28 protein-coding genes are annotated in these 26374 nt (G+C 63.9%); 18 read left to right on the forward strand and 10 right to left on the reverse strand.

Features of this window, described 5'->3' with window-relative positions:
- The first annotated feature begins 6 nt into the window (after positions 1–6).
- From CWB41_RS14380 to CWB41_RS14410, 7 genes are all read left to right on the forward strand, one after another.
- Complete coding sequence (locus CWB41_RS14380) at positions 7–1416, forward strand: peptide MFS transporter (protein ID WP_245411236.1); 1410 nt, start codon at positions 7–9, stop codon at positions 1414–1416.
- Positions 1417–1455: 39 nt separating this feature from the next.
- Positions 1456–2484, forward strand: coding sequence for an anthranilate phosphoribosyltransferase (trpD, locus tag CWB41_RS14385; protein WP_115836284.1), 1029 nt, complete (start codon positions 1456–1458; stop codon positions 2482–2484).
- Positions 2485–2557: 73 nt separating this feature from the next.
- Entirely contained in the window at positions 2558–3391 is an 834-nt protein-coding gene (trpC, locus tag CWB41_RS14390; RefSeq protein ID WP_115836283.1) for an indole-3-glycerol phosphate synthase TrpC, read from the forward strand.
- Positions 3392–3393: 2 nt separating this feature from the next.
- Positions 3394–3873, forward strand: a complete 480-nt coding sequence (gene moaC / locus CWB41_RS14395) for a cyclic pyranopterin monophosphate synthase MoaC (RefSeq protein ID WP_115836282.1) — start codon at positions 3394–3396, stop codon at positions 3871–3873.
- Positions 3866–5110 (forward strand): molybdopterin molybdotransferase MoeA, encoded by a 1245-nt coding sequence (locus CWB41_RS14400; RefSeq protein ID WP_115836281.1) that lies wholly within the window; start codon positions 3866–3868, stop codon positions 5108–5110. Before moaC ends, CWB41_RS14400 begins: the two co-directional genes overlap by 8 nt.
- A 98-nt stretch (positions 5111–5208) precedes the next feature.
- Positions 5209–5505 (forward strand): GlsB/YeaQ/YmgE family stress response membrane protein, encoded by a 297-nt coding sequence (locus CWB41_RS14405; RefSeq protein WP_115836280.1) that lies wholly within the window; start codon positions 5209–5211, stop codon positions 5503–5505.
- 102 nt (positions 5506–5607) lie between these two features.
- Complete coding sequence (locus CWB41_RS14410; RefSeq protein WP_129396514.1) at positions 5608–6051, forward strand: hypothetical protein; 444 nt, start codon at positions 5608–5610, stop codon at positions 6049–6051.
- Between the two features lie 33 nt (positions 6052–6084).
- Here the strand turns inward: CWB41_RS14410 and glpX are convergent, their stop codons facing one another.
- The 4 genes from glpX to CWB41_RS14430 form a co-directional block, all read right to left on the reverse strand.
- Positions 6085–7092, reverse strand: coding sequence for a class II fructose-bisphosphatase (gene glpX, locus CWB41_RS14415; RefSeq protein WP_115836278.1), 1008 nt, complete (start codon positions 7090–7092; stop codon positions 6085–6087).
- A gap of 8 nt (positions 7093–7100) precedes the next feature.
- Entirely contained in the window at positions 7101–8405 is a 1305-nt protein-coding gene (locus CWB41_RS14420) for a homoserine dehydrogenase (RefSeq protein WP_115836277.1), read from the reverse strand.
- A 92-nt stretch (positions 8406–8497) separates the two neighbouring features.
- Complete coding sequence (locus tag CWB41_RS14425; protein ID WP_115836276.1) at positions 8498–8911, reverse strand: dihydrofolate reductase; 414 nt, start codon at positions 8909–8911, stop codon at positions 8498–8500.
- Positions 8912–8987: 76 nt separating this feature from the next.
- Positions 8988–10019: an aldo/keto reductase gene (locus CWB41_RS14430; protein WP_115836275.1), complete on the reverse strand. Its 1032-nt coding sequence runs from the start codon at positions 10017–10019 to the stop codon at positions 8988–8990.
- A 202-nt stretch (positions 10020–10221) separates the two neighbouring features.
- Between CWB41_RS14430 and CWB41_RS14435 the strand changes: the two genes are divergently transcribed.
- On the forward strand, positions 10222–10806 hold the full coding sequence (locus CWB41_RS14435) for a TetR/AcrR family transcriptional regulator (RefSeq protein WP_245411234.1): 585 nt from the start codon (positions 10222–10224) through the stop codon (positions 10804–10806).
- A gap of 15 nt (positions 10807–10821) precedes the next feature.
- On the opposite strand, the gene CWB41_RS14440 is transcribed toward CWB41_RS14435, so the two are convergent.
- Complete coding sequence (locus CWB41_RS14440) at positions 10822–11220, reverse strand: GlcG/HbpS family heme-binding protein (RefSeq protein ID WP_115836273.1); 399 nt, start codon at positions 11218–11220, stop codon at positions 10822–10824.
- A gap of 283 nt (positions 11221–11503) precedes the next feature.
- Here CWB41_RS14440 and CWB41_RS14445 point away from each other — a divergent pair, with 283 nt between their 5' ends.
- The 5 genes from CWB41_RS14445 to CWB41_RS14465 all read left to right on the forward strand — a co-directional run bounded on the left by CWB41_RS14445 (position 11504) and on the right by CWB41_RS14465 (position 17308).
- Positions 11504–12565 (forward strand): NAD(P)-dependent alcohol dehydrogenase, encoded by a 1062-nt coding sequence (locus tag CWB41_RS14445; protein WP_115836272.1) that lies wholly within the window; start codon positions 11504–11506, stop codon positions 12563–12565.
- A 76-nt stretch (positions 12566–12641) separates the two neighbouring features.
- Entirely contained in the window at positions 12642–13394 is a 753-nt protein-coding gene (locus CWB41_RS14450) for a DJ-1/PfpI family protein (protein WP_115836271.1), read from the forward strand.
- A gap of 54 nt (positions 13395–13448) precedes the next feature.
- A complete protein-coding gene (locus CWB41_RS14455; RefSeq protein WP_115836270.1) occupies positions 13449–15314 on the forward strand; it encodes an ABC-F family ATP-binding cassette domain-containing protein in 1866 nt (621 codons plus the stop codon).
- A gap of 157 nt (positions 15315–15471) precedes the next feature.
- Positions 15472–15921, forward strand: a complete 450-nt coding sequence (locus CWB41_RS14460; protein ID WP_115836269.1) for an RrF2 family transcriptional regulator — start codon at positions 15472–15474, stop codon at positions 15919–15921.
- A gap of 106 nt (positions 15922–16027) precedes the next feature.
- Positions 16028–17308 (forward strand): glycerate kinase type-2 family protein, encoded by a 1281-nt coding sequence (locus CWB41_RS14465; RefSeq protein WP_115836268.1) that lies wholly within the window; start codon positions 16028–16030, stop codon positions 17306–17308.
- A gap of 2 nt (positions 17309–17310) precedes the next feature.
- Here CWB41_RS14465 and CWB41_RS14470 read toward each other — a convergent pair whose 3' ends face one another.
- On the reverse strand, positions 17311–17613 hold the full coding sequence (locus CWB41_RS14470) for an STAS domain-containing protein (protein ID WP_115836267.1): 303 nt from the start codon (positions 17611–17613) through the stop codon (positions 17311–17313).
- A 122-nt stretch (positions 17614–17735) separates the two neighbouring features.
- Between CWB41_RS14470 and CWB41_RS14475 the strand changes: the two genes are divergently transcribed.
- Together CWB41_RS14475 and CWB41_RS14480 are read left to right on the forward strand one after the other, a co-directional pair.
- Positions 17736–18428: a pyroglutamyl-peptidase I gene (locus CWB41_RS14475; protein WP_115836266.1), complete on the forward strand. Its 693-nt coding sequence runs from the start codon at positions 17736–17738 to the stop codon at positions 18426–18428.
- Positions 18429–18536: 108 nt separating this feature from the next.
- Complete coding sequence (locus tag CWB41_RS14480; protein WP_115836265.1) at positions 18537–19229, forward strand: TerC family protein; 693 nt, start codon at positions 18537–18539, stop codon at positions 19227–19229.
- Here the strand turns inward: CWB41_RS14480 and CWB41_RS14485 are convergent.
- Positions 19226–19867, reverse strand: a complete 642-nt coding sequence (locus CWB41_RS14485; RefSeq protein WP_115836264.1) for a uracil-DNA glycosylase family protein — start codon at positions 19865–19867, stop codon at positions 19226–19228. The genes CWB41_RS14480 and CWB41_RS14485 overlap by 4 nt on opposite strands.
- Entirely contained in the window at positions 19842–20672 is an 831-nt protein-coding gene (locus CWB41_RS14490) for an MBL fold metallo-hydrolase (protein WP_245411233.1), read from the reverse strand. Before CWB41_RS14490 ends, CWB41_RS14485 begins: the two co-directional genes overlap by 26 nt.
- A gap of 266 nt (positions 20673–20938) precedes the next feature.
- On the opposite strand from CWB41_RS14490, the gene CWB41_RS14495 reads away from it, so the two are divergent.
- Positions 20939–22501, forward strand: a complete 1563-nt coding sequence (locus CWB41_RS14495; RefSeq protein ID WP_115836263.1) for a sensor histidine kinase — start codon at positions 20939–20941, stop codon at positions 22499–22501.
- 68 nt (positions 22502–22569) lie between these two features.
- On the forward strand, positions 22570–24078 hold the full coding sequence (locus tag CWB41_RS14500) for a S10 family peptidase (RefSeq protein WP_115836262.1): 1509 nt from the start codon (positions 22570–22572) through the stop codon (positions 24076–24078).
- Between the two features lie 17 nt (positions 24079–24095).
- Here CWB41_RS14500 and CWB41_RS14505 read toward each other — a convergent pair whose 3' ends face one another.
- Positions 24096–24992: an AraC family transcriptional regulator gene (locus CWB41_RS14505; protein WP_115836414.1), complete on the reverse strand. Its 897-nt coding sequence runs from the start codon at positions 24990–24992 to the stop codon at positions 24096–24098.
- Positions 24993–25150: 158 nt separating this feature from the next.
- On the opposite strand from CWB41_RS14505, the gene CWB41_RS14510 reads away from it, so the two are divergent.
- Complete coding sequence (locus CWB41_RS14510) at positions 25151–25918, forward strand: SDR family NAD(P)-dependent oxidoreductase (protein ID WP_115836261.1); 768 nt, start codon at positions 25151–25153, stop codon at positions 25916–25918.
- Here CWB41_RS14510 and CWB41_RS14515 read toward each other — a convergent pair.
- Positions 25875–26351 (reverse strand): MerR family transcriptional regulator, encoded by a 477-nt coding sequence (locus CWB41_RS14515; RefSeq protein ID WP_115836413.1) that lies wholly within the window; start codon positions 26349–26351, stop codon positions 25875–25877. The genes CWB41_RS14510 and CWB41_RS14515 overlap by 44 nt on opposite strands.
- Positions 26352–26374 lie beyond the last annotated feature (23 nt).

A 26374-nucleotide genomic window follows, 5' to 3' on the forward strand; every position in this document is an offset into this window, starting at 1 on the left:
AGCGCTTTGGACGAACCGATCGATTTTCTCACCGGCAACGCCCGGCCCGGCGAGCTCTTCGGCCAGCCCAAGGGCCTGAGCGTCCTTTTCGCGACGGAGATGTGGGAGCGCTTTTCCTATTACGGGATGCGCGCGCTTCTCGTCCTCTACATGACGAAATATCTGCTGCTCCCCGGCCATGCGGAGCATGTCTTGGGGCTCGCCACGCTCCGGCACGGGCTCGAAGCCCTGTTTGGGCCGCTGGCCTTGCAGCCGCTCTCCTCCCAGATCTATGGCTTCTACACCGCGCTCGTTTATGCGACGCCGATCCTCGGCGGCCTCCTCGCCGACCGCGTGCTCGGCCAGCGCCGCACCGTCATCATTGGCGCCGTTCTCATGGCGCTCGGCCATTTCATGATGGCCTTCGATCATCTCTTTCTCATCGCGCTGCTGGCGATCATCTTCGGCTCTGGTGCTTTCAAACCCAATATCTCGACGCAGGTCGGCGGACTCTATCCGCAAGGCGACAGGCGGCGCGACCGCGCCTTCTCGATCTTCTATGTCGGTATCAATATCGGCGCTTTCTTCGCGCCGCTTGTCTGCGGCACCTTGGGCGAAGAAGCAGGCTGGCATTATGGCTTCGCCGCCGCCGGCGTCGGCATGGTCATCGGCCTTTGCATCTACCTTTATGGCCTGCGCCATCTGCCGCCGGACGCCAAAACCCAAACTCAAGCCCAAGCCGCGCCCTTCGCGTCGCGCCTTAGCGGCGAGGAATGGCGCAGTCTTCTCGTCCTGCTCGTGCTCTTCGTACCAAGCCTGTTGTTCTGGGCGGTCTATGAACAGCAGGGCAATACGATCACGCTCTGGGCCAATGCCGAAGTCGACCGCAGCTTTTCGTTCTTCGGCTGGCACGCGGAGATTCCGACGACGTGGTTTCTGGCGATCAATCCGTTCCTGATCTTCGCCTTCACGCCGCTCGTCGTCTCGCTGTGGACACGGCAGGCGGCACGAAGGCGCGAACCGTCAAGCGTCATGAAAATGGCCATCGGCTGTTTCGGCGAAGCGCTCGCCTATCTCGTCCTTGCGCTGGCGACCTGGCACACCGGCGCGGGCAAAGCGAGCTGGCTCTGGCTTCTGGCTTTTTTCACAATCCTGACATTGGGCGAGCTTTATCTTTCGCCGGTCGGCCTCTCTCTGGTGACGAAGCTCGCACCCACGCGAATGCTCTCGCTCATCATGGGGTTCTGGCTGGCGACAAACTTCATCGGCAATTTTCTTTCGGGCTGGCTCGGCAGTTTCTGGAGCGCCATGAGCCGGACCGAGTTTTTCCTCACCGCCGCCGCGATCGCAGCCTTCGCCGGGCTCGTGATCCTCGCCTGCACTCGGCCCCTCGCCAAGATCACCGGCGAGATCACGAGCGAGCGAGAAGCGAGCTGAACCCTTGCGCTTTACGGCGCGCCAGAGCAATGAGACGCCATGGACGCCTTCAAACCCCTGCTAGCGAAAATCGCGACGGGCGCGAGCCTGAGCCGCAGCGAGGCGGAATACGCCTTCAATCTGTTGCTCGGCGGCGGGGTGACGGCGGCGCAGACCGGCGCCTTCCTGATGGGCCTGCGCGTGCGCGGCGAGACGGTCGAGGAAATCACCGGCGCGGTCGGCGCCATGCGGGCCAAGATGCTGCCTGTCACTGCGCCGCCCGATGCGGTCGACATCGTCGGCACCGGCGGCGATGGCCATGGCACCTATAATGTCTCGACCCTCGCGGCCTTGATCGTCGCGGCCTGCGGCGTGCCGGTCGCCAAGCATGGCAACCGCGCCGCTTCGTCGAGGTCCGGCGCCAGCGATGTGCTTACCGCACTCGGCGTCAAGATCGGCCTCGACCCGGACGAGATCGAGCATTGCCTGCACGAGGCGGGCATCGGCTTCATGGCCGCCCCCGTGCACCATGCCGCGATCCGCCATGTCAATCAGATCCGCGCCGAAATCGGCACGCGCACGCTCTTCAATCTGCTCGGGCCGCTCGCCAATCCGGCGCGGGTCAAGCGGCAATTGCTCGGCGTCTTCGCCAAGGAATGGCTGGAGCCACTGGCCGAAGTGCTGCGCAACCTCGGCTCCGAGCGCGTTTGGCTGGCCTATGGTTCGGACGGGCTCGACGAGGTGACCATCACTGGCCCAACTTACGTCACGGCTCTGGAGGGCGGCGCGATCCGCTCGTTCGTCATAAACCCGGAAGATGCGGGATTGAAGCCTGCCAGCCTCGAGGACATCAAGGGCGGCGATGCCGCGCATAATGCCGCCGCTCTCAACGCCGTCCTCCACGGCGCGCGGAACGCCTATCGCGACATCGCCGTATTCAACGCCGCGGCGGCGCTTGTCGTCGCTGAAAAAGCAGCGGATTTGCGCGAGGGCGCGGCTGAGGCCGCCGCAGCCCTCGATGCCGGGCGCGCCGCCGAGGTGCTCGCCAAACTGATCAAAGCGTCGCATGGCCGGCCCGGCGGGGCTTGATATTTTGCCCTGGCGGCGCTTCGTGCCAGATTAGGCTTGTCGCAGGCCGACAGCGGAGGACAAAGGCAGGCCCATGGCCGATATTCTAAAGAAGATCGAAGCCTACAAGCGCAAGGAGATCGTCGAGGCGAAATTGCGCATGCCGCTCTCGACGCTGGAACGCCGGATCGAGAGCCACGATCCGCCGCGCGGTTTCGTCCACGCCATAGAGGCCAGGCTCGCCGAAGGCCGTTTCGCGCTCATCGCCGAAATCAAGAAGGCAAGCCCCTCCAAGGGCCTGATCCGCGCCGACTTCGATCCGCCGGTGCTCGCCAAGGCCTATGAAACGGGTGGTGCGGCCTGTCTCTCGGTCCTGACCGACACGCCCTCCTTTCAGGGCTCGCTCGATTATCTCGAAGCCGCGCGCAAAGCCGTCCGCCTCCCGGCGCTGCGCAAGGATTTCCTCTTCGATCCCTATCAGGTCTACGAGGCGCGCGCCTATGGCGCCGATTGCATCCTCATCATCATGGCCTGTGTCACCGACGAGGAAGCCAAGAGGATCAACAAGACCGCGCACGATCTGCGGCTCGATGTGCTGGTCGAAGTCCACGACGAAGCCGAACTGCATCGCGCGCTCGAACTCGAAACGAAGCTTCTCGGCATCAACAACCGCGATCTGCGCACCTTCGAGACGAAGCTCGAAACCTGCGAGCGTCTGGCGGAGAAAATCCCCGCCGACCGGATCGTCGTCGCCGAAAGCGGCATCGCCAGTCATGACGATTGCCTGCGCCTGCACAAGTCCGGCATCGACACCTTCCTCGTCGGCGAAAGCCTGATGCGGCAGAAGGACGTGACGGCGGCGACACATACCCTGCTGTGCGGCGACGACGCCGAACGCCATGCGACGCCACGCAAGGCGCACGGCTGACGATGGGCAAGCTCACCCATCTCGCCGAGGCCGGCGAAGCCCATATGGTCGATGTCTCGGAAAAACCCGCAACCGAGCGCGCCGCACGCGCCGGAGGCCGCGTCGTCATGCGCCGCGAGACGCTCGCGCTCGCCGTCTCGGGCAATGCCAAGAAGGGCGATGTCTTCGCGGCGGCGCGGATCGCCGGAATCATGGCGGCGAAGAAGACCTCCGATCTTATCCCGCTCTGCCATCCGCTGGCGCTGACCAAGGTAACGGTCGAGGTCGAGGCCGATCCGGCGCTGCCCGGTCTGCGTGTCTTCGCCGAGGCGAAGGTGAGTGGCCAGACGGGCGTCGAGATGGAGGCCCTAACAGCCGTATCGGTCGCCTGCCTCACGATCTACGACATGCTCAAGGCGGCGGACCGGGCGATGCGGATCGAGGGCATTGAACTCATTGAAAAAACGGGCGGCAAATCCGGCCCCTTCCGGCGCGATGGCTGAACCGGTGGGCGCTTCCGATCTCCTGCCCGTCGGCGAAGCCCGGGCGCGCGTCCTCGCGAACCACGGCGCGCGCGGCACCGAGCATGTGCCGCTCGCTCAGGCTCTCGGGCGCACCTTGACCGAGCCGCTTATCGCGCGCCGCACGCAGCCGCCTTTCGCTGCCTCGGCCATGGACGGCTTCGCCGTGCGCACCGCCGACCTCGCAACGCTTCCAGCGCGATTGAAAATGATCGGCGAAAGCGCCGCGGGACACGGCTTCGACGGAAGCATCGCGCCCGGCGAAACGGTGCGCATCCTCACCGGCGCGCCGGTGCCGCGCGGCGCCGATGCCGTTTTGATGCAGGAGGATACGGTGCTCGACGGCGACGTCGTCATCGCGCAGCGGACGATCTTCGCGGGGCGGCATATCCGCGCCACGGGCGTCGATTTCTCGGCCGGTCAGAGCCTGCTGGCGGCAGGCACAAGACTCAGCCCCATCAATGTCGCCCTCGCCGCCGCGATGGGCCATGCCGAAGTGCCCGTGGCGCGAAAGCCGCGCGTGGCGATCCTCGCCACCGGCGATGAACTGGTGCAGCCGGGCCAGACAATTGGCCCCGACCAGATCATCACCTCGAACTCTTTCGCCGTCGCCGCCTTTGTCATTGAGAATGGTGGCGAGCCCATCGACCTCGGCATCGCGGGCGATGATTTCGCGTCGCTCGAAGCCGGCATCCGCGCCGCGCGCAAAGCCCAAGCTGACGTGCTGGTAACGCTGGGCGGTGCCTCGGTGGGCAAGCACGACCTTGTCCGTTCGGCGCTCGCAAACGAGGGCATGGAGCTGAGCTTCTGGCGCATTGCCATGCGGCCGGGCAAGCCGCTGATCCACGGGCGTCTCGGCGAGATGTTGATTCTCGGCCTGCCCGGAAACCCGGCCGCTTCGATCGTCTGCAGCCTTCTGTTTCTGGTTCCGCTGGTGCGCGCGCTCAGCGGTGATCCGCGTGCGGCGGAGGATCCGACCGAGCCGGCAATTCTCGGTGCGCCCGTGCAGGCCAACAGCCAGCGCGAAGATTATCTGCGTGCGACACTCACACAGGGCGGAACCGGCCTGCCGGCGGCGACACCCTTCGCGTTGCAGGATTCTTCACTGCTGAATATTTTCGCCCAATCGCAATGCCTGCTGGTGCGTTCCCCCTATGCCCCGGCGGCCGAAGCGGGCGAATCCTGCCGCGTCATCAAGCTGTCGCCGCCTCTGCGCTGAATCGCACCGGTCGCGTCTGATTGACAGTCTAGAAAGCCCGCCTAAGCTCGTCTTTCAAGGTCCGCCAGACGAGACCGCGAAGACTGGGGAGTATCATCATGGGTCACATCATCTGGATCATCGTTATCGGTTTCGTCGCCGGCCTGCTCGCGCGCTGGTTCTCGCCGGCGCCGAACAATCCGAGCGGTTTCATTCTCACCACGCTGCTCGGCATCGCCGGTGCCTTTCTCGCGACCTTCATCGGCCAGTCGGTCGGGTGGTATCGCCTCGATCAGGGCGCGAGCTTCATCGGCGCGACCATCGGCGCCTTCGTCCTTCTGCTCATCTGGCGGCTGGTCGCGGGCAAGACCGGCAACGTCGGCCCCACCGAGATCGGACCGCGCCGCTGGCTCTGAACCCGACAAGCCCGTGGATTGACGCTGGCGCCACGCAATAGGCCCGGACATTGCTTGCCGAATCTGCTGAAATGCAGGTTCGGCTCCGGGGAGGAAGACAGGATGCGGCATTGGCGGATGGCTCTGGCGGCGGCGCTCATTCTGCAAACCGCCGCGGCGCCGGCCGCCGGCCTTCTCGACCGTTCCGCCAATCGCCTCCCTGACATCGTCGAGCAGGACAATGGCGGCAATCTGCTGAGCCGGATCGAATTCGTCGAGCATCACCGCAACGATTATATCTACCGCCTCCCGGTCGAGTGCTTTTCGTCCTGCACGCTGCTGCTCGGAATTTCCGGCGCCTGCGTTCCGCAGGGCGCTGTGCTCTATTTCCATGGCGCGACGATCGACGGAAAACTCGCGCCCGCCTCGCTCAACAATTATGCCGCCAGCTATTATCCGCCCAACATCCGGCGCTGGGTCGCCGCGCATCACGCGCTGCAGAGAACGAGCTTCACGCGTATGACCTGGCAGCAGGCCGCAGCCATCGGCGTCAAGGTTTGCCCTTAACGCGCCCGTGCCTCGGGACGGAAAGCCAACGCCTCAGCGCACCGCGGCCTTGCAATCCCAAAGAACATTTCCGCGATGCTCGGCGCCGATGCGGCGCACGGTGCCGGTCGTCGAGCGGTAGATCAAGGTCTCGGTGCGGATCGCATCCTTGTCGAAACGCACGCCGGACACGAGCGGGCCATCAGTGACGCCGGTGAGCGAGACGATGACATCGCCGGCGGCAAGTTCGGCGAGATCGTATTTCCGGCGCGGGTCCGCAACGCCCATCCGCGCCGCACGCTCGACTTTCTCTTCGCTATCGAGGATCAGCCGGCCCTGCATCTGGCCACCGACGCAGCGCAGCGCGCCCGCGGCCAGAACGCCCTCCGGCGCGCCGCCGACGCCAATGTAGATGTCTATGCCCGTCTCCTCCGGCCGCGTGGTGAAGATCACGCCGGCAACATCGCCATCCGGAATCAGCCGCACGGGACAGCCAATCTCGCGGCAGGCGTCAAGGATCGGTCTGTGCCGCGGGCGGTCGAGCAGCAGGACAGAAATCTCCTTCGGCGCGACGCCCTTGGCCTTCGCCAGAGCGGCAATATTCTCTGCCACGCTCAGGTCGAGATCGACAATGCCGTGGGGATAGCCCGGGCCGATCGCGATCTTTTCCATATAGACGTCGGGTGCGTGCAGCAGCGCGCCGCCGGTCGCCATCGCCATCACCGCGATCGAGCCTGGCATGTCGTTGGCGCAAAGCGTCGTGCCCTCCAGCGGATCGACGGCAATATCGACCGCGGGACCAAACCCGGTGCCGAGCTTTTCGCCGATATAAAGCATCGGCGCCTCGTCGCGCTCGCCTTCGCCGATCACCACTGTGCCGTCGATCGGCAGCCGGTGCAGTTCGCGCCGCATGGCATCGACCGCCGCCTGATCCGCTGCCTTTTCGTTGCCGCGGCCGCGCCAGCGCGCGGCAGCGACGGCGGCGCGTTCGGTGACGCGGACGAGTTCGAGCGTCAGGATACGGCCGACGATGTCCTGGCTTTTGACGACGAGATCGGTCACGGACCTTCCTATTCGCGTTCGATCCGGATGACCTGCGGGGGCTCGGCGATGAAGCCATCCGCGAGAACATCCTTCAGCGCCTCGCCGATAAGCTTCTCCGAGGTCGCATGGGTGATGAGAATGACCGGCACCGCGCTTGCGCCCTTCTGCTCGCCGGCGCGGCGGCGCTGGACGATGCTTTCCAGCGAAATCGCGCGATCGGCCATGCGCGTCGCAATCGCCGCGGCGGCACCCGGCCGGTCGAAGACCGAAAGGCGGATGTAATAGCCGCCCTCATGCGTCTGAATGGCCGCGCGGCGCAACGGCGCCAGCGCGTTCGCCGGGACGCCGAAGGGCGGCAGCCGCAGTCCCCGGGCGATGTCGGCAATGTCAGACACGACCGAGGAGGCCGTCGCCGCCCCGCCGGCACCCGGCCCGACCAGCGTCAGCTCCTGCACCGCGTCGGCATCGATCGTCACCGCATTGGTGACGCCCATCACCTGCGCGATGGGGGACGAGCGCGGCACCATCGTCGGATGCACGCGCTGCTCGATCCCGGCCTGGGTCCGCTCGGCGACGCCAAGGAGCTTGATGCGATAGCCGAGCTCCGAAGCGGCGGCGATATCGGCGAGTGTGATCTTCTCGATGCCCTCGACGGCGATGGCGTCCGGCGCGATCTCGGTGCCGAAGGCGAGCGCGGTGAGGATCGCGAGCTTATGCGCCGTATCGTAGCCGCCGATATCGAAGGAGGGATCGGCCTCCGCATAGCCGAGCTTTTGCGCCGCGGCGAGACATTCGCCGAAGGAAATCTGCTCCGCCTCCATACGGGAGAGGATGTAATTGCAGGTGCCGTTGAGGATGCCGTAAACGCGCGAGACCCGATTGCCGGCAAGGCTATCGCGCAAGGTCTTGATGATTGGAATGCCGCCTGCGACCGACGCCTCGAAGCCAAGCGCCACGCCTTTGGTCTCGGCGAGCTTGGCGAGGTGAAGCCCGTGCTTGGCGATCAGCGCCTTGTTGGCCGTGACCACCGACGTGCCGTTGCTGAGCGCCGTCTCCACCGCAGCATAAGCCACGCCATCCGCGCCGCCGATCAATTCGACGAAGACATCGATGTCGGGCGAGCCCGCCAGCGCCACGGGATCGCTGAACCAGGCAAAACGGGCGAGATCGACGTCGCGCGCCTTGTCACGGTTCTGCGCCGAGATCGCGGTGACAGCGATGTGGCGCCCCGTCCGTGCCGCCAGAGCGGCGGCTTGGCGGTCGAGAATTTTGAGAAGCGCAGCGCCTACGGTGCCGAGACCGGCGACGCCGAGACGCAAGGGAGACGACATCCGAAAAATCCAACTGAATCGCCGGAACCCCGGCCATTTATGCTGCCGCCTTCTGCCCCATTTCGCCGGGGCGATCAACAAAGCGGCCGGTCTCAGACCGGATGGCCACCCGCCACCAGCCAGGCGGGGTCGAACCAGCGGTCGGCTTCGCCGTCAAAGGGCAGCCGGTTGATGTCCCAATGGCGGATAAAGGGTGCGTAGGCAGCATAGACGGGCGGGCCGCCGCCAATGAAGACGACCCGGCCGGGAAAGCGGGCCAGCACCTCTTCCGGCTTGTCGGAAGCGTGGATTTCGACAATGTCGCGGTCCCTGAAGGCGAATTCCGGGACGGAAATGTAGGTGCGATGGCCCATGATCAGAACATGGCCGCGCGTCAGCTCGAAAAACCGTTCCACATCGGCGACGAACTCGCGGCCGCGATTGCCCTCCCACGGCAGACGATCATGAAGGCCGAACTGGCCTCTGAGGCCGATGGCGATGACGGCGCGCACGTCTGTGGTCTGCATGAGAATCTCCCGCTGCGCTTTTAACGCGTCAAGCACGCAGGTAAAGCGGCTTTCCGCGACGGTTGGACGCTCGGCGTCAGACGGCAGTCCGCTCGATGGCCGGGCGGCGGCGCAGGTCGGCCTTTAGGATCGCTGGCGGATTGTAGGCCGCTTCATTTAACCCGACGTCGGTTCCGGGCGGCACGATCTGGTCGATCCTGTCCAAAACATCATCTGTAAGGCGAGCTTCAGCGCCAGACAGCAAATCATCAAGTTGCTGCATGGTGCGCGGCCCGAGAATGGCCGACGTTACGCCCGGATGAGCTATTGCGAAGGCCATCGCCATATGTGTTAGCGACAGCCCCGCTTCGGCCGCGAGCGGGATCAGGTGCTCGATCGCATCCAGGCTGCGCTCATCGGACATTTGCCGGGGAAAATATTTCACCCGCATACTGTCGGGCAGCGGCTGCCCCTTGCGGTAGCGGCTGGTGAGCAGGCCCTTCGACAACGGACTCCAGACCATCACGCCCATGCCATAACGCGCACAGGTGGGTAACATGTCTCGCTCGATGCCGCGGTCAAGGATCGAATAAGGCGGCTGCTCCGTCCGGAAGCGCGCCAGACCGCGCCGCTGTGCCACCCATTGTGCCTCGACGATCTCGGAGACCGGGAAAGTTGAAGAGCCGATCGCGCGCACTTTGCCCGCGCGCATAAGATCGGTGAGCACTGAGAGCGTCTCTTCGATGTCCGTATCCGGCGCCGGGCGATGGATCTGATAAATGTCAATGTAGTCCGTACGCAGCCGGCGCAGCGAGTCTTCCACCGCGCGGGTGATCCAGCGTCGTGAATTGCCCTGCATATTTGGGTCGTCGCCCATCGGGCCATGCACTTTAGTAGCCAGCACGATTCTATCGCGCCGTCCTTCGAGCGCTTTGCCGACGATCTCCTCGGATTCACCAGCGCTGTAGCGATCGGCCGTATCGATGAAATTGATACCGAAATCGAGTGCCTTGTGGATGATACGGACGCATTCGTCGTGGTCGGAATTGGCGATTCCGCCGAACATCATGGCGCCGAGGCAATAGGGGCTGACCTTTATGCCGGTCCGGCCAAGAGGGCGGTATTGCATCCTTTGTCTCCTTACTCATGACGCTGGCGAAGTCCGATTCGGCGGTTTATAAGGACAAAACGGAACGTGACTCCATTTATACGGAACAATGTTCCGTTTGCAACCTGGTTTGCCTTTGACCGAGAGAACAAGTCATTTGACCCGTGAGGCGGACGCCCTCGACGACCGGAATCGGCCGGCGCGAGCTGACGCGCGACGCAATATGGATGCGCTCCTGCGTGCCGCCATGGCTGTATTTGCGGCTTCGGGCGTGGATGCGCCAGTGCGCGAGATCGCCGAGAAGGCGGGCGTCGGCGTTGGAACGGTCTATCGACACTTCCCGCAGCGCTCAGACCTCATCAAAGCCATTGTTCGCCAGGAGGTGGATGCTTGCGCCGAAGCCGCCGCGGGGCTGGCGGCGCAGCATGCGCCGGGCGAAGCGCTCGCGTTGTGGATGCAGCGCTTGGTAAGCTTTGTTACGACCAAACGCGGCTTGGGGGCGGCGCTGCATTCGGGCGACCCGGCGTATCAATCGCTCCCGGATTATTTTCTCGGCCGCCTGATCCCTGCCCTGCAAAGTCTGCTTAGCGCCGCGGCGGCAGCAGGTGCGGTGCGCGCCGATGTGGAGGCCAGAGAATTGCTCCTCGCCGCCGCGCGGCTTGCCGTGCCCGGCAGCGATGGCGACGTCACCCAGGCACGGCGCATGGTGGCATTGCTGGTTGACGGGTTGCGCTATGGCGCAATTACGCCCGCGAACGCGGCGCTCCAGGCAAAAAAAGCGCGGCGAAATTCGCCGCGCTGCTCGTGAGAATTCGTGAGGCTCTTACTTGCAGACCGCCGCAGCCGCTTCCGCTACGGACTGATCCTGGACGCCACTGCCGCCGCTGACGCCGACCGCGCCAACGATCTTGCCATCGACGACCAGCGGCACGCCGCCGGCGAAGATCATGACCCGGCCGTGGTTTGACTCCTGGATGCCATAGAACTGATCGCCGGGCTGGCTGTTCTGACCGAGTTCCTTGGTCGAAAGGTCGAAAGCCTTGGCGGTAAAGGCCTTGTTGATGGCGATGTCGATGCTGCCGAGCCAGGCGCCGTCCATCCGGGTGAAAGCCTTCAAATTGGTGCCGGCGTCGACCACCGCGATGTTCATCGGCTGGCCGATTTCTTTCGCCTTGGCCTCGCCGGCGGCAATAACGCGATGGGCTTTTTCGCTGGTAATCATACAATTTTCTCCTGCAGGCGGGAATTCTGACAGAACATTATTTAGGATGTCAGCCGCGCAAGGCCAGCCCGAACTTTTGCGGAGACGCAAGAATCGTTACGAAAATCGAGCAGGGATTATTGAGCAAAATTCGTCAAATCGTCGGGGATGGCCCTCTATTCCTGCCCCGGGATTGGAATTATGTTCCACTCGCTTCCAGCAGCAGACCGACCGGACATGGCGCTTTTCGCGCCGGATCGTGTTCGGGGCCGGCACAATCAGTTTCTGACATCGAGGATCGACCATGACAGAAGTCCGCGGCTATGCCGCTCGCGACGCCCAATCGCCGTTGGCTCCGTTCAGCTTCACCCGGCGCAGCCCCGGCCCGCACGATATCGAGATCGAGATTCTTTATTGCGGCATCTGCCATTCGGATCTGCATCAGGCCCGCAACGACTGGCGCAATTCGCTCTACCCTATGGTGCCGGGCCATGAGATCGTCGGCCGCGTCACATCGGTTGGCGAACACGTCAAGAAGCTAAAGGCCGGCGACTTCGCCGCCGTCGGCTGTATGGTCGATTCCTGCCGGCACTGTTCGGCCTGCGACGACGACCTCGAGCAATATTGCGAGCACGGCGCGACCTGGACCTACAATAGCAAAGAGCGCAACAGCGACGCGCTCACCTTCGGCGGTTATTCCGAGAAGATCGTTGTCGAGGAGCGTTTCGTCGCCAAAGTGCCGCCGCATCTCGATCTGAAGGCCACCGCACCTCTGCTCTGCGCCGGCATCACGACCTGGTCTCCCTTGCGGCACTGGAAGGTCGGGCCGGGCCAGAAGGTCGGCGTCATCGGTCTCGGCGGCCTCGGCCATATGGGCATCAAATTCGCCAAGGCGCTCGGCGCGCATGTGGTGATGATCACAACCTCGCCCGGCAAGGCCAAGGACGCCAAAAAGCTCGGCGCCGACGAAGTACTGCTCTCGCGCGATGCAGCCGCGATGGCGGCGCAGGCGGCGAGCTTCGACTTCCTGCTCAATACCGTGCCGGTGCCGCACGATCTCAACCCCTATCTCGCGCTGCTGAAACGCGACCGGACGATGGTGCTCGTCGGCGTGCTGACGGAGCTTGAGCCGCCGGTCCAGGGCGGCGCCCTCATCGGCGGCCGCAAGTCCGTTGCCGGTTCGGGTATCGGCGGCATGAAGGAGACGCAGGAGATGCTCGATTTCTGCGGCGAACATAACATCGTCGCCGACATCGAGGTCGTGCCGATCCAGGCGGTCAACGAAGCCTACGAGCGGCTCCTGAAGAACGATGTGAAATACCGTTTCGTCATCGACATCGAGTCGCTGCGGAAAGAAGCGGCGTAGCCCGCCAAGCGGGGGGCTTGCGCCGCAGTCCGGGCGGGACTACCGACGACAGCCTCCCTCTTTCCTCGTGTGTCCGATGGGCGAGCCTAACGAAGACCGGCAGACCGAGCCCGCTGCCTTCACGGCGCTGCGCGACCAGAAGATCAGCATCGGCATTCTGATCTTTCCGGATATGGACCAGATCGATTTCACCGGGCCGTTCGAGGTTCTCTCGCGGCTCCCGGACGCGAAGATCCACATCATCGGCACGCAGAAGGGGCCGTTCCGCGATCACGCCGGGCTGATCCTCACCCCGGAGGTGACGCTCGCCGAAGCGCCGCCGCTCGATCTGCTGCTGGTCCCCGGTGGCGCCGGACAGCAGGCGCTGATGCACGATGAGCCCGTGCTGGCGTTCATCCGCCATCATGCCGCCGCCGGGAAGCCGATCTTCTCCGTCTGCACCGGCGCGCTCATCTGCGGCGCGGCCGGCATATTGAAAGGACGCCGCGCGACCACGCACTGGTCGTCCTTCGATCTGCTCCCCTATTTCGGCGCCATTCCGGTCAACGCGCGCTATGTGATCGACGGCAATATCGTCACCGCCGCGGGCGTCACCGCCGGCATCGATGGCGCGCTTGCCGTCGCGGCGCTGGTGCGCGGCCAGAGCATTGCCGAACTCATTCAGCTCAACATCCAATATGCGCCGGACCCGCCCTTCCATGCCGGCACGCCCGAGACCGCCCCGGCAGAGGTTCTCGCCGCCGCGCAGGCGGCCTATCAGCCCTTGACCCTCGCGCGGCTCAAGACGGCAAAGGAAATCGCGGCGCGGCTCGGGATCAGCCAATCCTGACGCTCAATACCCGGCGCGCTTGCCTTCCCTGCTGCGCTGCGTCAAAACCCGCCGATGCTGCATCTCAATGAACTGACTTTCCGGCTCGGGCCGCGCGTCCTCTTCGACAAAGCGACCGCCGCGCTCCCGGAGCGGGCGCATATCGGCTTCGTCGGCCGCAATGGCGCCGGCAAGACAACCCTGTTCAACATGATCGCCGGCGATCTTTCGCCCGATTCCGGCACGATCTCGGTGCCGCGGCAGATGAAGCTCGGCCGCGTCGAGCAGGAGGCGCCGGGCGGTCCGACCAGCCTGCTCGATTTCGTGCTCTCCGCCGATATTGAACGCGCCGCCTTGCTCACCGAAGCGGAAACGGCGAGCGATCCGCACCGCATCGCCGACATCCAGACGCGCCTTGCCGATATCGGCGCCCACGCAGCCCCGTCCCGCGCCGCGCATATTCTGGCGGGTCTGGGCTTCGATCACGAAGCGCAGGGGCGCCCGCTTTCGGAATTTTCCGGCGGCTGGCGGATGCGTGTCGCACTCGCCGCCGTGCTTTTCTCAGCGCCCGATCTTCTGCTGCTCGACGAACCGACCAATTATCTCGACCTCGAAGGCACGCTCTGGCTCATCGATTATCTCGCCCATTATCCGGCAACGATTCTCGTCATCAGCCATGATCGCGATCTGCTCGATGCGGTGGCGGACCATATTCTGCATCTCGACCAGGCCAAGCTGACGCTCTGGCGCGGCAATTATGCAAGCTTTGAGCGCCAGCGGCGCGAGCAGCAGGCAGTGCAAACCAAGCAGAAAAAGAAGCAGGACGCGCAACGCGCGCATCTCCAGGCTTTTGTCGATCGCTTCCGCGCCAAGGCCACCAAGGCGAAGCAGGCGCAGGCGCGGCTCAAAATGCTCGCGAAAATGGAGCCGATCGCCGCCATCGTCGATGGCGAGGTTCTGCCCTTTCACCTGCCCTCGCCGCAAAAGCCGCTGCGGCCGCCGATCCTGCGTATGGAGAATGCCGCCGCCGGCTATGGCAGCGCGCCGGTGCTGCAAAAGCTCTCGCTGACCATCGCCGAGGACGACCGCATCGGCCTGCTCGGCGCCAACGGCAACGGCAAATCGACCTTCGCCAAACTGGTCGCAGGGCGGCTCGAAGCCATGAGCGGAACGGTCACACGCTCGGCGAAGCTTGACGTCGGCTTTTTCGCCCAGCATCAGGTCGACGATCTCAACGAGGCGACGACGCCCTATCAATGCGTCGCGGAACTGATGCGCGGCAGCCCCGAGGCGAAGATTCGCGCCCGTTGCGCGCAAATCGGCTTTCCGAACGTCAAGGCCGACACGAAAGTCGCGCTGCTCTCCGGCGGCGAGAAGGCGCGGCTCCTGATGGGGCTTGCAACCTTCAACGGTCCGCATCTGCTCATCCTCGACGAGCCGACAAACCATCTCGACATCGACAGCCGCGCAGCTCTGATCGAGGCGATCAACGATTATGAGGGCGCGGTGATGCTGATCTCGCACGACCGCTATCTGCTCGATGCCTGCGCTGACCAGCTATGGGTCGTCGGCGACGGCCGCGTTGCGCCCTTTGATGGCACGATGGACGATTACACCCGGCTGGTGCTCTCGTCGCGCGGCGCCACGCCGGTGCAGACCAGAGGCGATCGGGCGAATGGCGAAGCGACGCCACCGGCGCCCCGGGCCGCCAAAGCGGCGCCGCTGAAGAAGCGCATCGCCGCGGCGGAAGAGAAGATGGCCAAGCTTCAGGATTTGCTCGCGCGGGTCGACGCGGCGCTCGGGGCGCCCGGCGCTTTCGCGGCCAAGCCGGAGCAGGTCGCCCAGCTTGCCCGGCAGCGCGGCGATCTGGAACGCGCGCTCGCCGCCGTCGAAGAGGACTGGCTGCAACTCTCGGCGGAGGCCCAACCCGCGCCGCGCTGATGCGGCGCTCCGTTCACGCTTGGCCGCCCCCCCGGCTCTGGGCGGGCCAAGCCAAAGCATGGTAGTCTGGCGCTTCTCGATTCTGATCATAAATTTAGTGGACAATGGAACGGCTGTTTTCTATTCCGCTCACGCGCAGGGCTGACGAACACCGAATATGTTGACGAAAAAAGGGAAATACGGCCTCAAGGCCATGGTCCATCTGGCCGGGTTCCCGCCGGGTGAACCGTCTCTCGTCACCGATATCGCGACGGCCAATTCGATTCCGAAGAAATTTCTCGACACGATCCTCGGCGAATTGCGCAACGCAGGCTTCGTCAATTCCAAGAAGGGCAAGGGCGGCGGCTATACGTTGGCCCGCTCCGCGCAGGATATTCGCGTCGGCCATATCATCCGCGTCCTGGACGGCCCGCTGGCGCCGATCCAATGCGCCAGCCGCACCGCTTATCGCCGCTGCGACGACTGTTCCGACGAGAAAAGCTGCGGCGTCCGCCTCGTCATGCTGGAGGCGCGGGAGGCCATCGCGCAGATCCTGGACAATCGGACGCTGGCCGATATGCGCGCGCTGGCCTTGAGCGGCGAGCAGGAATTCACCTATACGATCTGACGCCCGGACCGGGCGCGGAATATTTCGCGCCGGGGCGTTTGCTTGTCGGCGCTTCGCTTGCTTATGAAAAACAAAATAAAACAAACAGGAAAGCGGTTTTCTTCAGATGTCAGTTGAACCAAAGGTCCTGCTGCGGTCGCTGTTCGACGCCGCCGTCTCCGCCGCCGACCCGGCGCGGGTGCTTGCGCAATATCTGCCACCGCCGCCGAAAGGCCGCACGATCGTCATCGGCGCTGGCAAGGGCGCGGCCTCAATGGCGCTTGCCGTCGAAGCCGCCTGGCCGGGCGAATTGTCCGGCGTGGTCGTCACCCGTTACGGGCATCATCTGCCAACCCGCACGATCGAAGTTCTGGAAGCCAGCCATCCGGTGCCGGATGCCGCGGGCCTTGCCGGTTCCAAACGCCTGCTCGACACCGTCCGGGGACTGACCGAAGACGATCTCGTCATCTGCCTCATCTCCGGCGGCGCTTCGGCGCTTTTGCCGCTGCCGCTCGAAGGGCTTGATCTCACCGACGAGCAGACGCTCAACAAAGCCCTGCTCAAATGCGGCGCGACGATCAGCGAGATGAATTGCGTGCGCCGTCATCTCTCGGGAATCAAGGGCGGCCGGCTCGCCGTCGCCTGCCATCCCGCGAAACTCGTGACGCTACTGATCTCCGATGTGCCGGGCGACGAGCCGGTCGATATCGGCTCGGGGCCGACCATCGGCGACCCCACGACCTGCCAGGACGCGCTGGAGATCATCGCCCGCTACGGCATCGAGATGAACGACAAGGTCCGCGATGTTCTGACCAGCGGGCGTGGCGAAAGCGTCAAGCCCGGCGACCCCCGCCTCAAGAACAGCGAAGTCAAAACGATCGCGACACCGCAGATGGCGCTTGAGGCCGCAGCCGAAGTGGGACGCAAGCACGGGCTCGCCGTCCATATCCTGAGCGACGACATCGAAGGCGAGGCCCGCGATGTCGGCAAAGTGCTGGCCGCCCTCGCCCGCCAGGTCGCCCGGCATAACCAGCCTTTCAAAGCGCCCTGCCTCATTCTTTCGGGCGGCGAGACGACCGTGACGGTACGCGGCAAAGGCCGCGGCGGCCGCAATGTCGAATTTCTGCTGTCACTGGGCATCGCGCTCGCCGGCCACAAGGGAATCCATGCGCTCGCGGGCGACACCGACGGCGTCGATGGACTGGAGGATATCGCTGGCGCCCATCTTGGGCCGGACACACTCTCCCGCGCGTGGAAGCTCGGCATCAAGCCGCCGGATGCTCTCGCCAATAATGATGGCCACAGCTTTTTCGAGGCGCTCGGCGATAGCGTCATCACCGGCCCGACACTCACCAACGTCAACGATTTCCGCGCCATCCTCATCACCGCGGACGCGGCGGAGGCTTAAGGCTAGGCGGCGCGCGGATGGTGCAAGAGACTATCCGGATCGATCCCAAAGAGCTGCAGGCTCTCGAGGAATGCCTCGGACGGATGAGCGAAATCGAGGCCGCGTCCGTCCGCGTGCCAGGTTGCAACAGCTGAGAGCAGAACTTGCAGCGATTGCGCGCCGAGGCGTTCGACCTCGCCGGCATCGATCAGAATGTCAGCACCGCGATGCGCGAGCAGGCTTTCAGCAAGTGGCGCAGCGGCCTTGAGACCCAGGACCTGATCGAGAACGATGGTGTTTACTTCGTGTTCGTCCTGCTCTGACACTGCACGCCTCCCCGTTATACGCCGATAAGGCAAAGGGCTTAGAGCGCGGAAGTTACCGGTCGCTTCCGCGACGACGCCCGGCGCCGCAGGATGGGCGTATTTTTGCGATCAACCTTTCCAAAATGTCACCGATTGCCAATGCCATGATCCGCGTCCTCCTCACCGGCTTCGCAGCCTTCCCCGGCGTCGAGAACAATCCCTCGGCGGCGTTGATGGCGGCCCTGGAGAAAAAGCGCGCTCATTTTGACCGGCTCGGCATTCGGCTGGAAACGCGCGTGCTGCCCGTCGTCTACGACGGTCTTGCGGCGCGGCTGTCCGAGCTATGCGTGGACACGCGGCCTGACGCGATCCTGCATTTCGGCGTCGCCGCGCGCCGCAAGTGCATCTCGATCGAAACCCGCGCGCGCAACCGTGTTGACCCGCGCGCGGCCGACGCGCAAGGCGAACGTCCGGATTTGAACGTTTTGTCGCTTGACGGTGCAGAGACGATCCCCGTGCGAATTCCCGCCGCGGAGATCGCCGCAAGAATCCGCGATGCTGGAATCGCCGCAAGAATTTCGCGCGATGCCGGTGCCTATCTCTGCAATGCGACGCTCTACGAAACTTTGCGGACGCAAAAAGATCGTCCGGCGGGTTTCATCCACATTCCGATTCCAGCGCGTGCCGACGATGCGTCCCGGCCGAGCTTCGCCGACATTGCCGCGGCGGCGGAAATTGCCATCGTCGCCGTCGCGGCACTGACGCGCGGCGATTTCGCCGGCAATCGCGGAACCGTGATAAAATTTGCAATGCTGACGCGGCCGAGGGATAATTAACCGGATGAAGGCCACTCGATATCGCGACGAGAACCCGTCCCGGCTCTCCCGCTTGTCCCTCAAGATGCGCGCATGTTGTAAGGCCGCGCGCGCGCGGCAGGCGGCGGCATGACCGTCAATCCTGCCGACCTTCTTATCCCGGTCCTTGAGATCATCTGGATCGACATTCTGCTCTCAGGTGACAATGCGGTCGTGATCGCGCTCGCCTGCGCAGGCCTGCCTCAGGCGCAGCGCTTCAAAGGCATCGCACTCGGCACCCTGGCGGCGATCGGCCTGCGGATCGCGTTCACGCTGCTCTTTGTCGATCTGCTCGGCATTCCGTTCATCAAACTTGTCGGCGGCCTCCTGCTGCTCTGGATTGCCGTGAAGCTCGCACGCGACGAACGCGGCAAAAAGCCCGTCACGGAGCAGACATCGATCCTCGGCGCGGTGCGGGTGATCGTCATCGCCGACGCGGTAATGTCGCTCGACAATGTCGTCGCGATCGCCGCCGCCTCGAAAGGCTCGGCCCTTCTCGTTCTCTTCGGGCTCGGCCTTTCGGTCCCGCTGATTATCTTCGGCTCGACGCTTTTGCTGACGCTCATCTCCCGCTTTCCGATTCTGATCTGGCTCGGTGCGGCAATGCTTGGCTTCATCGCCGGTGGAATGATCGCCGAAGAATTCATGATGGCCAAGCCACCTCTTCCAGATCTTGCCATCGCGCATTGGAGCTATTTCTCAGCGGTCTGCGGCGTGGCAGGCGCTGTTCTCGTCGTGCTGATCGCGTTGGCGCTGCCACGAAACGAGAAAGCGAAGGACTAAACCAAGGCCTTTGCCACTTCGGCGCGTAGCAGCGGCACGACATTTTCCTCGAACCAGAGGTTGCGCTTGATCCACCCGTTGTTGCGCCAGGAGGGATGCGGCAGGGCGATGATCCGCGGCTTTAAGCGCTTATGGCTCTCCCAATCGCGAACGATTTCCACGAGCGTTGCGCTCTTCGGCAATGGATGGCCGGCACGGGCGAAATGATAATCCTGCGCGTAGCGCCCGATTGCCACGATACAGGTGAGCTGCGGCATCAGATCGAGCAGCCCATCGTGCCACAATTGCCGGCATTCGCGCCGCGGCGGCAGATCGGCCTTCGCCGCGTTGAGACCCGGGAAGCAGAAGCCCATCGGCACGATCGCAATGCGCGACTCGTCGTAGAACGCCTCGCGCGAGACATTCATCCATGCGCGTAGTCGATCACCCGACGGATCATTGTAAGGGATGCCGGTCGCATTGACCCGTGTGCCGGGCGCCTGCCCGGCGAGAAGCAGGCGCGCCGTCCGCGAGACGCGCAGGACGGGTCGCGGCTCCTGCGGCAAGCGTTGCGGCTCCGGCAGATCGCGGCAGAAACGGCAGGCCCGGATACGCGCAGCATAAGCCTCGAGATCAGAGCTCGAGACTGAGTCCGTCATTGGCGACGATGAGTCCCGCGGCCTGCATTTCGGGGATTTTAGCAATGGCGGACGGGCCCATATGCGTGATGGCGATGCGCTTGGCGCTGAAGCCCTTGAGCTTGCCCTTGAGCAGCGGCCAGTGCAAATGGTTCGGCACCGGCTCGTCGCCGGACGAGCATTCGCAGAGGAAGAGATCCGCGTCGGCGGCGATATCGTTCAGCGTTTCTGTCCAGGCGGTGTCGCCGGAATAGGCAAAGATATGCTTGCCATCCGAAAGCCGGATGCCGGTCGGCATGCTGCCGGGTGAGTGGATGACGTCGAAGGTCTCCAGCGTCAGGCCCGAAACGGCGATCTTGCGGCCGCCGCCGATCTCTCGCACCTGCCAGGCGTAATTCCACGCGACTGCACTGCTGCCCGGGAAAAACAGATCGAGCATTTCCTGCAAGCGCACTTTCAGCCCTGGAGGGCCGATGAGCAGAAGCGGCCTGCGGCGCTCCGCAACAAATTGTGCGTGCAGGAGCAGCGCCGGAATGCCGCCGAAATGGTCGCCGTGCAAATGGCTCACGACGATCGCATCAATATTGTTAAAATCGAACCCGAGTTTCTGCCAGGCGGTCATCGCGCCGGAACCGAAATCAACCACCACGGTCGTGGTCGCCGCATCAATGCGGATACACGTATGGGCGCGACCGCCGGAGCTGAAGGCATCGCCCGAACCGACGATCGTGACCTTCATGCCGGCAACCGGGGCAAAATCGCGGGAGTTCTCTTCGTTGCCGGCGTCAAGATCAAGCGCGACGGCTGGAATGGAAAGTAACGACATAGGCCCATCCGGGAAACAGGGGGTTGCCGCGACGATACGCACGCACTTCGCACCCTATTCGCACGCAATAACTCAAAGTGAAATCGATCCTTAACTAAAATTTGGAATTCAGGATGTGCGCGAAGGCACAATGAATCTGAGGTTTTGTTCCTGCGGATCGACTCAATCTTAACGTTTGTATGAGCCGGTCGTTAATCTTTCTACAGCACAGTTTAACGTAACGAAAGCTTTCGCGGCGAACTAAAAGTCGACGGGTTTTGCCAAGGATGACAGAAGTCACCGCCGAGATGATCGAGCGCGGTCGCGGGGCAGACCCAAAAGCTGCGACCGAACGTCGTCGGCTTGCCGCGAAAGTCCGCGAGGCGCGCGAGAAGTTAACGTCGGCCGGGTCCGGGCACCGGGCCTTCGACGTCGAACTGCTCCAGCTTTATGCCACCGGGCGGCGAAATTCCTCGCTCACCTTCGCATTTATCGCGGTCGTCGCGGCGCTTGTCGGCTTGCGATGGGCCGCGCCGTCGCATCTGACGACCTGGCTGGGGCTCGTTCTGGCCGTTACCCTGGGCTTGCACTGGCTCGCCCAAAAATTTCTTTCGCTTGAGCCGGCGCGTGTCGATGTTGCGAATTGGCGTGGCAATTTCATCATTGCGGAAGTCATTCAGGGTATCGTCTGGGCGCAACTGGTGTTCCTGATTGGCGATACCAGCGACCCAAACGCGCGCACATTCGCGCTGGTAATGTTGCTGCTCGTCGCCGCGATGAACGCAACGATCATCGCCTCGATTCCCGTCGCCGTTTATGCGGGACTCGCGCCGATGACGGCAGCAACCGTCGTCTTCCTGTGGCCGTCGAGCCTCACGGACCGGGGGATTCCCCTCGCCATTCTTGCCTGCATCACCCTGCTCTATTCCGCCGTCTTGGCCAAGAAGCTTTATGCACGCTCGATCGACTCGCTGACATTCGAGAGCGAGAAGGACGAACTGATCGCCGAACTCGAACAGGCCAAGATCAACAGCGACGTGGCGCGCCGGCGCGCGGAAGAAGCCAATCTCGCCAAGTCCCGCTTCCTCGCAACGATGAGCCACGAGCTGCGCACGCCGCTCAACGCCATTCTCGGCTTTTCGGAAGTGATGCAGGCGGAGCTGTTCGGTGCTCACAAGGTTCCGTCTTACAAGGAATATTCCAGGGACATCCATTCGAGCGGCCAGCATCTGCTGGCGCTCATCAACGAAATCCTCGATCTCTCGCGCGTCGAAGCCGGCCGTTACGAACTGCAGGCCGAGCCGGTCGAACTGAACGCCGTCATCAACGAGTGCCGGCACCTGATGACCTTGCGCGCCAAGAAGCGCGACATCACCATCATTGAATCTTCCGAGCCGGGCCTGCCACGCATCTGGGCGGACGCACGGGCCGTCCGTCAGGTCGCGCTCAACCTGCTGTCGAACGCGGTGAAATTCACGCCGCCCGGCGGCGCGGTGACAATCAAAGTCGGCTGGACCTCGACCGGCGGCCAATATTTTTCGATCAAGGATACCGGCCCCGGAATCCCGGAAGACGAAATCCCGGTCGTCATGTCGTCCTTCGGCCGCGGTACGCTGGCGCAGAAGAACGCTGAAGAAGGTTCCGGACTCGGCCTGCCGATCGTCAAGGGGCTGGTCGAACTGCACGGCGGCACATTCACACTGAAGTCGCGCGTCCGCGAAGGTACGGAAGTCATCGTCATCTTCCCGCCCGAGCGCGTCATGGATGCGTTGCCGCAACTCGACCTTGAGCTGCCCTCGCCGTTGAGCGCCGAGCCCGGAGCGCCGCGCCGCGCCCGCACCGCCGCCTGACTTTTCGCCTCACCGCCACCATATTCGCCGGGCCTATGCCTTTCCGCACGGGCTTAAAGGAGTGTGCGATGATCGGTGCGGCGAAGTCTTTCGCGTTGACCTTGGCTCTTCTTGTCTCGTGCGCGCTGCCGCTTACGGCGCAGGAAGCCGGCAGACATGCCGCCCCCACAACGGTCGCTTCGGCCGATACCGCGCCGCCGCATCCATTGCCGCCGTCCGCAACGACCTCTCATGTTCTGAAACTCGGCGACCGGACGATCAATTTCACCGCCAAGGCGGGCGCGATCCGGCTCAGCGATGCTGGTTCCGGCGCGCCGCTCGCCGATGTCGCCTATATCGCCTTCCTCAAGGACGGCGTCGATTCCGCGAAGCGGCCGATCACCTTTGCCGTCAACGGCGGCCCCGGCGCCGGCTCCGCATGGCTCGACCTCGGCGCTCTCGGCCCGTGGCGTCTGCCGCTTGAGGACGGCAAGCTGCCGCCATCCGCCGCGCCGGCGACGGTGCCCAATGCCGAGACCTGGCTCGACTTCACCGATCTCGTCTTCATCGATCCGCCCGATACCGGCTATAGCCGGGTTCTCGACAAGGACGCACGCAAGACCTTCTTCAGCGTCGATGGCGATATCAACGCGCTGTCGGTCGCGATCCGTAAATGGCTCACTGAGAACCATCGGCTCGAAAGCCCGAAGTTCATCGTCGGCGAAAGCTACGGCGGCTTTCGCGCGCCGAAGCTCGCGCGCCGCCTGACCGATGCGGAAGGCGTCGGCATCAACGGCATCGTGATGATCTCGCCGGTACTGGATTTCGGCTGGTTCAACAGCACCAACAATCCGCTGACCTTCGCGACCCACCTGCCCTCGATGACCGCGGCGGCGCGCGATCTGACCGGCGCCGATGCGCGCGGGAAACTCGTCGATGTCGAAGCCTATGCGGCAGGGCCTTATATCGTCGATCTCCTGCGCGGCGATTCCGATGCGGCCGCGCTCGACCGGATCGGCGCCAAGGTCGCGGGCTTCACCGGCCTCGATCCGGCGCTGGTGCGCAAGCTCGGCGGCCGCATCGATACACGGACCTTTACGCGCGAGCGTGACCGCGCTGCGGGGCGCGTCGCCAGCGCCTATGATGCGCTCGTCTCCGGCTACGATCCGCAGCCGCACGCGGCGCGCGGCGAATATGCCGATCCCGTGCTCGATGCGCTCAAGACACCCCTGGCGAGCGCGATCTCCGACCTCGCCGCCAACCAGCTCAAATGGTTCGTCGACGCCCGCTACGAAATTTTAAACGAGAAGGTCAGCGAGGACTGGGATTGGGGTCATGGCACGACCGCCGAGGCAATGGGCGATCTCAAGCAGGATCTGGCGCTCGATCCAAAGTTCCGCGTTCTCGTCGCGCATGGCGTCACCGATCTTGTCACGCCCTATTTCACCTCAAAGCTCCTGCTCGATCAGATCGCGCCCATGGGCGAGCCCGGCCGGGTTCATCTCTCCGTCTATGGCGGCGGCCATATGTTCTACGCGCGGGATGCCTCGCGCGCAGCGCTACGGGACGATGCCCGCAAGCTGATCGAAGCAAACTGAGTTCGCCGCCAGCACGCTTACGCCAGCACCGGATGCGCCTTGAGCTCCGTTGCGTCGCGCTTCGGCGGTTGGCCGAACATGCGCGCATATTCGCGGCTGAACTGCGAGGCGCTTTCATAGCCGACGCGATAAGCCGCGTGCGCGACGTTGGCGCCATCGGCGATGAGCAGGCGCGCCTCGAGAAGCCGGAGCTGCTTTTGATATTGCAGCGGCGTCATCGATGTCAGCGCCTTGAAATGCTGATGGAATGACGAGGCGCTCATCCCTGCCGCCGTGGCGAGATCCTCGACGCGAACCGGGCTCGCGTAATGCTCGCGCAGCAGATGGATCGCACGGGCGACACGCTGCGTATGGCTGTTCGGCAGCGCAAGCTTGCAGACATCGCCGCCGTGCGGCCCCGTGAGCAGCCAATAGTAGATTTCGCGCATGATCGCCGGATAAAGAACCCGGATCGCCTGCGGCGTTGCCAGCAGCCGGACGAGCCGCAGCAAGCAATCCGAGAGCGGCGCATTGAGATCGCCGACGAAGACGCCAAAGTCGGCGCCGGCGCTCGGGACGGGCGGATGCTCCATCGCCGCCATCACGTCGTGCAATATGTGGAGATCGAAATCCAGATTGAGCGCCAGCAGCGGCTTTTCCGGGCTCGCGTGCGTTACGCGGCCAAAGGCCGGCAGGGTGAGGCTGATGACGAGACATTGCATCGCCGCATAATCGAACACGCGCTCGCCGATCAGGATCTGCTTGGCGCCCTGGACGATGACACAGAGCGCCGGCCGGTAGATCATCGGATTGGGCAAAGCCTGCGTCGTGCTGCGCATTAGCGTCAGCGCGCCGATGTCGGTCGGATAGGCGCCGTCGCCGCCGCCGTGCGTGGCGATATAATCCTCGATGGCTTTCTTCAGGGGATCGGACATGCTTCTTTCGCGCGTGATCGTCAGACTGTCGGCAACATAAAGCCGCGCCGCGGCGCTTCCAAGACGCATTGGAGGATCAGGCAAGTTTTTCGGGCCTTTCGGCAGTGACGCCCGTGCCCCGTGGGCCCATATCCACCGAACAGCAAGGAGTATCGGCAATGGCTGACACGCAATCGAAAATCGCTCTCATCACCGGCGCCAGCCGTGGCCTCGGCCGCAATACCGCCTTGGCGGCGGCGGCGCGTGGCATCGACGTGATCTTCACCTATCGCAGCAATCGCGCCGAGGCCGACAAGGTCGTGGCCGACATCAAGGCTCTGGGCCGCACGGCGCTCGCCTTTCAGCTCGACACCGGCGACACGGCGAGCTTTCCGGCCTTCGCGGAGAAAATCGCCGGGGCGCTGCGCGAAACCTTCGGCCGGACGAATTTCGATTATCTCGTCAACAACGCCGGCCATAGCGCGCCGGGCACAATCGCCACGTTGAGCGAAGAGGATTTCGACGGGCTTTATCGCGTCCATCTCAAGGGCGTCGTGTTCCTCACGCAAAAGCTGTTGCCGCTGATTGCCGACGGCGGCCGGATCGTGAATCTGTCGAGCGGCCTCGCTCGTTTCTCGCTGCCGGGCTATTCGGCCTACGCCGCGATGAAGGGTGCCATTGAAGTCTTCACCCGCTATCTCGCCAAGGAGCTTGGCCCGCGCGGCATCGCCGCCAATGTCGTGGCGCCCGGCGCGATCGAGACCGATTTCGGTGGCGGCGGCGTGCGCGACAATGCGGAGCTCAACAAGTTCGTCGCCTCGGTCACGGCGATGGGCCGCGCCGGCGTGCCGGACGACATCGGGCCGATGATCGCCACGCTGCTCTCCGATGAGAACCGCTGGCTCACCGGGCAGCGGATCGAAGTCTCGGGCGGGATGTTCCTGTAGCCTTTTCGGCTGTATCGACGCACGCGACGCCGGCAATGTGTTCCGCGTAATCGGCGATGTCCGGCTCCTTGCCGGCAGAGCCGCTTTTCAGCCAAGTCAATTTGGCGCGCAGATAATTCGACATCGCGTTCAGCTCGGCCGCTTTCTCTTCGAGGCGGCTGAGCTGCGCGCTCAGGATTTCGATCGTGCGGGCCTCGCCCAGACCGCCATTCTGGTGTTCTTCACTAAAGGCAGCGATCTCCTTCAACGAAAAACCCAGGCTTTGCGCCAGACGGATGACGCGGGCCGCGCGCACATGCTCCTGCGTGAACACCTGATAGGGGTGGCGGCCGCCCTTGCCGTCCGCCTCAGGCGCCAGAAGGCCGAGACGGACATAAAACCGGACCGTATCCTTGCTCAGGCCCGTCTCGCGCACGAATTCCGAGATAAGCATATCCACCTCTTGACCGCGGACCA

It is taken from the genome of Methylovirgula ligni, from assembly GCF_004135935.1.
Taxonomy (GTDB): domain Bacteria; phylum Pseudomonadota; class Alphaproteobacteria; order Rhizobiales; family Beijerinckiaceae; genus Methylovirgula; species Methylovirgula ligni.